Raw genomic sequence first — 6799 nt, forward strand, 5'->3', positions numbered from 1 at the left:
ATCCCGGGTTGCAGGTGCACCATACCTTCACCTAAGACGAGTATCGCCTAGCGAGAGAAGCCACCCGCTGGTTCACCAGAAAGGTGTGCCCCGCTGCATCCGATAGTGGCACTCACTTTCGTCTCGTGCACTTGCCTGGTTGTGTCAGTACCAGGATCCGCCGTGGCATTCTTGCCGCCGATCTCCTGGTGCTGGCCGTCCCAGAAACGAACGTTGCAGAAGACCGCCGTGCACTAAAGACAGGCTTGGTGATGCCTTTTTAGCTTAATGCTCCAAAATTGTGCGCTTGATTGCCCTTTATTGGTGCATCGTATCCGGCGCGATTCGCGGAGGTTCGCTCGAAGTTCAGGGGCGGGCCGGTCATCCATGCAAAGCGTCTTTGGCACGTTACCTGCTAAGAAGTCCACGCAAGTTGCCAACCTTTGGAGCTTCTACGGAGACTCCATCAGCAATGACTCGTACAAAAGCCTTAATCCGGCTGAGGTGGTGCTTGACGATGCTGCTTCCCTATTCATCCCTGGAGGAACCCTGAAAATGAAACTCGTAACGGCCATCATTAAACCGTTCAAGCTGGACGAAGTGCGTGAAGCGCTTTCCGGCATTGGCGTGCAAGGCATTACTGTGACTGAAGTCAAAGGCTTCGGCCGCCAGAAAGGCCATACCGAGCTGTACCGCGGTGCAGAGTATGTCGTCGATTTTCTGCCCAAGGTCAAGATCGAAGCAGCAGTCTCCGACGATCTGGTGGATCGCGTGATTGAAGCGGTTGAGGGCGCCGCCCGCACCGGCAAGATCGGCGACGGCAAGGTTTTTGTTTACAACCTCGAGCAGGTCGTGCGCATCCGTACCGGTGAAACCGGCAAGGAAGCGCTGTAAGGCTTACCCCAAAAAACGAAGAGAACATAGACATGAAAAAACTACTTGCCTCCCTTGTACTGGGACTGAGCCTGCTGACGACCGGCGCCGTGATGGCGCAGGCCCCGGCAGCTGCACCCGCCGCTTCCGCTGCAGAAGCCAAGCCGGCTGAAGCTGCTGCTTCCGCCGCCGCGCCTGCCGCAGCGACAGCACCCGCCGCTGCAGCTGCAGCCTCTGCACCGGCTGCCGCCGCGCCCGTTCCCAACAAAGGCGACACCGCCTGGATGATGGTTTCCACGCTGCTGGTCATCATGATGACCGTGCCTGGCCTGGCCCTGTTCTACGGCGGTCTGGTCCGCAGCAAGAACATGCTGTCCGTCCTGATGCAGGTCATGGTGACGTTCTCGATGATCGTCGTGCTGTGGTTTATCTATGGCTACAGCCTGGCTTTCACCGAAGGCAACGCCTTCTTCGGCGGCTTCGACCGGCTCTTCATGAAGGGCATCTGGGACAACGTCGCGGGCACCTTTGCCAATGGCGCCACCTTCAGCAAGGGTGTCGTGATCCCCGAGATCGTGTTCGCAGCCTTCCAGGCCACTTTTGCCGGCATCACCTGCGCGCTGATCGTTGGCGCCTTTGCCGAACGCATCAAGTTCTCCGCAGTGCTGCTGTTCATGGCGATCTGGTTCACCTTCAGCTATGCACCTATTGCCCACATGGTCTGGTTCTGGATGGGCCCTGACGCCTACACCGGCAAGGAAGTCGCCGACGCCATGAGCGCCAAGGGCGGTTATATCTGGCAAATGGGCGCCCTGGATTTTGCAGGCGGTACCGTGGTGCACATCAACGCCGCTGTCGCCGGCCTGGTAGGCGCCTTCTGCATAGGCAAGCGTATCGGCTACGGCAAGGAAGCCATGGCCCCTCACAGCCTCACGTTGACCATGGTTGGCGCCGCATTGCTGTGGGTGGGCTGGTTCGGCTTCAACGCCGGCTCCGCCCTGGAAGCCAACGGTTTCGCCGCCCTGGCCTTCATCAACACGCTGGGTGCTACCGCTGCCGCTGTGCTGGCATGGTGCGTCGGTGAAGCGCTGATGCGCGGCAAGGCCTCGATGCTGGGTGCAGCGTCCGGCGCTGTCGCCGGCCTGGTGGCCATCACGCCCGCAGCCGGCAACGTCGGCATCGGCGGCGGCCTCATCATCGGCCTGATCGCCGGCTTCGCCTGCCTCTGGGGTGTGAACGGCCTGAAGAAACTGCTGGGCGCTGACGACTCGCTCGACGTGTTCGGCGTGCATGGCGTGGGTGGTATTCTGGGCGCGCTGCTCACCGGCGTCTTCAACTCGCCAGCCCTGGGTGGCCCAAGCTTCGTGGGTGACTGGGTGACCGCCACGGCCGTGACGCCTGACGCTTACACCATCGCCGGCCAGGTCTGGATCCAGGCCAAGGCCGTGCTGATCACCATCGTCTGGTCCGGTGTGGTTTCCTTCATCGCCTACAAGGTGGTTGACCTCACGATTGGCCTGCGCGTCAGCGAAGAAGACGAACGCGAAGGCCTGGACATCACCTCGCACGGTGAGACCGCCTACAACCGTTAATTCATAGTCAGACGAATTCGGGCTGCCCCAGGGCAGCCCCCTGATTGAGTATCTCCTTTGGATGTTCAGCCCGCTGGCGCAAGCCGGTGGGCTGTTTTTTTTGACGCGTGCCTTGTGGGCGTTGCACGATCGCCGGGATTCGGCTGCGGGGGCCGTTTCCGGCGGCGGCCCTGCCGGTGCTAACCTTGGGTCCCTGTCCACTTTTCAGCCTTTCAAGGAACGCCGCATGACATGGCAAACCGTTGTTGCACAACCCAGTGAACTGGGTGAATCGCCGTTCTGGCATCCCGACGAGCAAATGCTGTATTGGGTTGACATTCCAGGCCGGCAGATTCACCGTTGCAACGTCTTTATGGGGACGGTGCAAAGCTGGGCCATGCCGTCGGAGCCCGGCAGCATTGCGCCGGCCCGTACACAGGGGCAAGGCAGTGGCCTGGTGATCGCATTGCGCGACGGCATTTACCGCGCCCGCGAGTGGGGCGCCGAGCTCCAGCAGCTCATGCGGGCCGGCCATGACACCAACACAACGCGGTTCAACGACGGCAAGGCCGACCCCCGCGGCCGCTTCTGGGCCGGCACGATGTACGAACCACGGGACAAGTCCGTGGCCGAGCTTTTTTCCATCGACTGCCGCAACAGCCTCGTGCCCGTGGTGGAGCGTAAGGCAGGCGGCGCCATCATTGCCAATGGCCTGGCCTGGTCGCCGGACGCCGCAACCGTGTACTGGACGGATACCCCCACGCACACCACACACGCCTGGGATTGGGATGCCGACAGCAACACCATGGGAAACCGCCGTGTTTTCCACCAATGGCCGGGCAAGCCTGCCGGCTGGCAGTTCGGCATGCCTGGCTATGGCGGGCGGCCTGACGGCGCCGCGGTGGATATCCAGGGCAACTACTGGGTGGCCATGTTTGAAGGTGCGCGCCTTCTCAAGCTGTCGCCGGCCGGAGAACTGCTGGCTGAAATTCCCGTGCCGGCGCAATGCCCGACCATGCCGTGTTTTGGCGGCGACGACCTGCAAACGCTTTACATCACCACGGCAAGCTACAACCGGCCGGCCGCCGAGCTGCAGGCCTATCCCGAGTCTGGCTGTGTGTTTTCGATGCGGGTGGATGTGCCCGGCTTGCCGGTGAATTTTTTCGAGGATTGAGCTTCGCCTCTGAAAAAACCGAACAGGCGGCATGCAAAAAGATCAACTCCCCAGGCGCGATACCCACGTACCATCCCAGCCATGCCTTCAGACACTGACGTGATGGACTCCCTGACCGGGCGGATACGCGCTGCCGCTGCCACTGGCACGCCGCTGCGTATTCGCGGCGGCGGCACCAAGGACTTTTACGGCCAATCCCTGGAAGGCGACATCCTCGACATGACGCCATACGCGGGTGTCATCAGCTACGAACCGAGTGAACTGGTCGTGACTGCGCGCGCCGGCACGCCGCTGGCCGAACTCGAGGCCTTGCTGGCGGCCCAGGGCCAGTGCCTGCCCTTCGAGCCGCCCCGTTTTGACGGTTCAGGGGCAAAAGCCACCGTGGGCGGCATGGTTGCCAGCGGCCTGAGCGGGCCAGCACGCGCCAGCGTGGGCGCGGTGCGTGATTACATGTTGGGCCTCAAGCTCATCAACGGGCGTGGCGAACTGCTCACGTTCGGCGGGCAGGTCATGAAAAATGTGGCGGGTTATGACGTCTCCCGGCTCATGGTGGGTGCCCTGGGTACCTTGGGCGTGCTCACTGAAGTGAGCCTCAAGGTGCTGCCGGTAGCGCCTGCCGAGGCCACCCTGCGCTTTGAATGCAGCCAGGCGCAGGCGCTTGACTGGCTGAATGCCTGGGGCGGCCGGCCCTTGCCGCTCAATGCGAGCTGCTGGTCTGAAGAGGCCGGCATCGGTACGCTCTGTCTGCGATTGCGCGGCGCGGTTGCCGCGGTCGAAGCCGCCTGCAAGGTGCTGGGCGGCGAGAAACAAGGCAGCGCCGAAGCTGCCGGCTATTGGCAGGACTGTCGCAACCAGCAGCACCCGTGGTTCCGGGCACGCCAGGTCGACCAGGACTTGTGGCGGCTGTCCTTGCCGCAAACGGCCCATGTTCCGGATTTGCCCGACTCGCCGCTGGTGGAATGGCATGGCGCCCAGCGATGGGTACGGGCAGGCGCGGGGCAAGCACAGGCATTGCGTGCGGCCGCTGCACAGGCTGGCGGACATGCTACTCTTTTTATAGCTGCCGGCGCAATACCAGCAGGTGCTACAGCCCGATTTGATGCATTAAAGCCGCCATTGGACCGGATCCACCGGGACCTCAAGCGCGAGTTCGATCCCGCCGGAATCCTTAACCGCGGCCGCATGGCGGCGGGCTGGTAATTCATGCGCCGCCTGCGCCATCTCACCGGGCAGCACCGCACGCCCACCATCAACCGCCTGCTCGGCGGCGTGCTTGCGTTCAATGCCGGGGCTGTCAACGCCGGGGGCTTCCTGCTGGTCAGCATGTACACCTCGCACATGACGGGGTTTGTCTCGATCGTGGCCGACAACCTCATCCTTGGGAACCTGACACTGGTGCTGGGTGCGGTGGGCGCCTTGCTGGCCTTCACCCTGGGTGCGGCAGTGACGGCCGTGCTGGTCAATTGGGCGCGCCACCGGCACCTTCGCAGTGAGTTCGCCCTGCCGCTGTTGCTCGAGTCCGTTCTTTTGCTGGTCTTCGGCCTGCTTGGCGCAACGCTGAACCGGCAGACGCCGTTCGCCGTGCCCCTGACCGTGCTGGTGCTGGCCTTCACCATGGGCCTGCAAAACGCGCTGGTCAGCAAAATCTCGTCCTCCCAGATCCGCACCACGCACATGACCGGCGTCATCACCGACCTTGGCATCGAGCTCGGCAAGATGTTTTACTGGAACCGTACCGCCAGCTCCATCGAGTCCCGTGTGCGTGCCAACCGCATCAAGGTACGGCTCTTGGGCACCTTGCTGGCCATGTTCATTGCCGGCGGCCTGGTCGGTGCGGCCGGCTTCAAATACGTCGGTTTCATCTGGGTCGTGCCCCTGGCCCTCATGCTGTTGACCTTGTCCTTGCCGCCGCTGTATGCGGATTTCCAGCGCGCTGCCCGGCGCAAGGCCCTCGCTCTGGCCCTGAAAGAAGGGTCCTGACGCCATGCAAACCCACCTCGCCCCTGAATTCAAAAACACCGCTGACGGCCTGGAGGCTGAAGCCATCCTGCGCAAATGTGTGCATTGCGGTTTTTGCACGGCCACCTGCCCCACCTACCAATTACTGGGCGACGAGCTTGACGGCCCGCGCGGCCGTATCTACCTCATCAAGCAAGTGCTGGAGGGTGAAGCGCCCACACGCAAGACCCAGCTGCACCTGGACCGGTGCCTCACCTGCCGCAACTGCGAAAGCACCTGCCCCAGCGGGGTGGAATACGGGCACCTGGTGGATATCGGCCGCAAGCTGGTTGACGAGCGCGTGCCGCGCCCGGCCGGTGAGCGTGCCGTGCGCTGGGCTCTCAAGGAAGGCCTTCCGTCGCCGCTTTTTGCGCCCGCCATGAAAGCCGGACAAGCCGTCCGCGGCCTCTTGCCCGCATCGCTCAAAAACAAGGTACCGGCCAGGCAGGCCGCCGGCCCATGGCCCGCGCGCCAGCACGCCCGCAAGATGCTCATGCTCGAAGGCTGCGCGCAGCCCGCCATGATGCCCAACATCAATGCCGCCACGGTGCGCGTGCTCGACGCCGCCGGCATACAAACGGTGGTGGCGCAAAAAGCCGGATGCTGCGGCGCCGTCAAATTCCACCTGAACGACCAGGAGGGCGGCAAGGAAGAAATGCGGCGCAACATCGACGCCTGGTGGCCGCATGTGGAAGCTGGCGAGGGCGCGGGTGTTGAGGCGATTGTCATGAATGCTTCGGGCTGCGGGGTCACCGTCAAGGAATACGGCCACATCCTCAGGGACGATCCCGCCTACGCGGCCAAAGCCGTACGCATCAGCGAACTCACGCGCGACCTCAGCGAGCTCATGCCGGAGCTGGTCGGTGAGCTGCAGGGCAAGGTCACGGCACGAACCGGCACGCTGGCGTTTCATCCGCCCTGCACGCTGCAGCACGGCCAGCAGCTGCGCGGCGGGGTCGAGACGCTGATGGGCACATTGGGTTTTGACGTAAAGCTGGCCGCTTGCGAAGCGCACCTCTGCTGCGGTTCGGCAGGCACCTACTCCGTGCTGCAGCCCGACATCGCGTATCAACTGCGCGACCGCAAGCTCGGCAACCTGCAAGCCGCTGCACCCGAAGCCATCATCTCGGCCAACATCGGCTGCATCACCCACCTGCAAAGCGGCACGGCAACGCCGGTGCGGCACTGGGTGGAGGTGCTGGAC

At 63.2% G+C, this 6799-nt stretch carries 6 protein-coding genes; all 6 read left to right on the forward strand.

The window, feature by feature from the left end:
- Nucleotides 1-534 precede the first annotated feature (534 nt).
- Entirely contained in the window at nucleotides 535-873 is a 339-nt protein-coding gene (gene glnK / locus AC1D1P_RS10815) for a P-II family nitrogen regulator (RefSeq protein ID WP_007873831.1), read from the forward strand.
- Nucleotides 874-905: 32 nt separating this feature from the next.
- Nucleotides 906-2444 (forward strand): ammonium transporter, encoded by a 1539-nt coding sequence (locus AC1D1P_RS10820; RefSeq protein WP_477670296.1) that lies wholly within the window; start codon nucleotides 906-908, stop codon nucleotides 2442-2444.
- 226 nt (nucleotides 2445-2670) lie between these two features.
- Complete coding sequence (locus AC1D1P_RS10825; protein WP_477672972.1) at nucleotides 2671-3597, forward strand: SMP-30/gluconolactonase/LRE family protein; 927 nt, start codon at nucleotides 2671-2673, stop codon at nucleotides 3595-3597.
- A gap of 81 nt (nucleotides 3598-3678) precedes the next feature.
- The gene (gene glcE / locus AC1D1P_RS10830) at nucleotides 3679-4797 is read left to right on the forward strand and encodes a glycolate oxidase subunit GlcE (protein WP_477672973.1); all 1119 of its coding nucleotides are present in this window, start codon (nucleotides 3679-3681) and stop codon (nucleotides 4795-4797) included.
- 3 nt (nucleotides 4798-4800) lie between these two features.
- Nucleotides 4801-5577 carry a YoaK family protein gene (locus tag AC1D1P_RS10835; RefSeq protein ID WP_477670293.1) on the forward strand — a complete coding sequence of 259 codons (777 nt, stop codon included), beginning with the start codon at nucleotides 4801-4803 and terminating at the stop codon, nucleotides 5575-5577.
- A gap of 4 nt (nucleotides 5578-5581) precedes the next feature.
- Nucleotides 5582-6799 (forward strand): glycolate oxidase subunit GlcF (gene glcF, locus AC1D1P_RS10840; protein WP_477672974.1); only part of this gene is annotated, 1218 nt, incomplete at its 3' end.

Source organism: Polaromonas sp. P1_E1_2, from assembly GCF_056406035.1.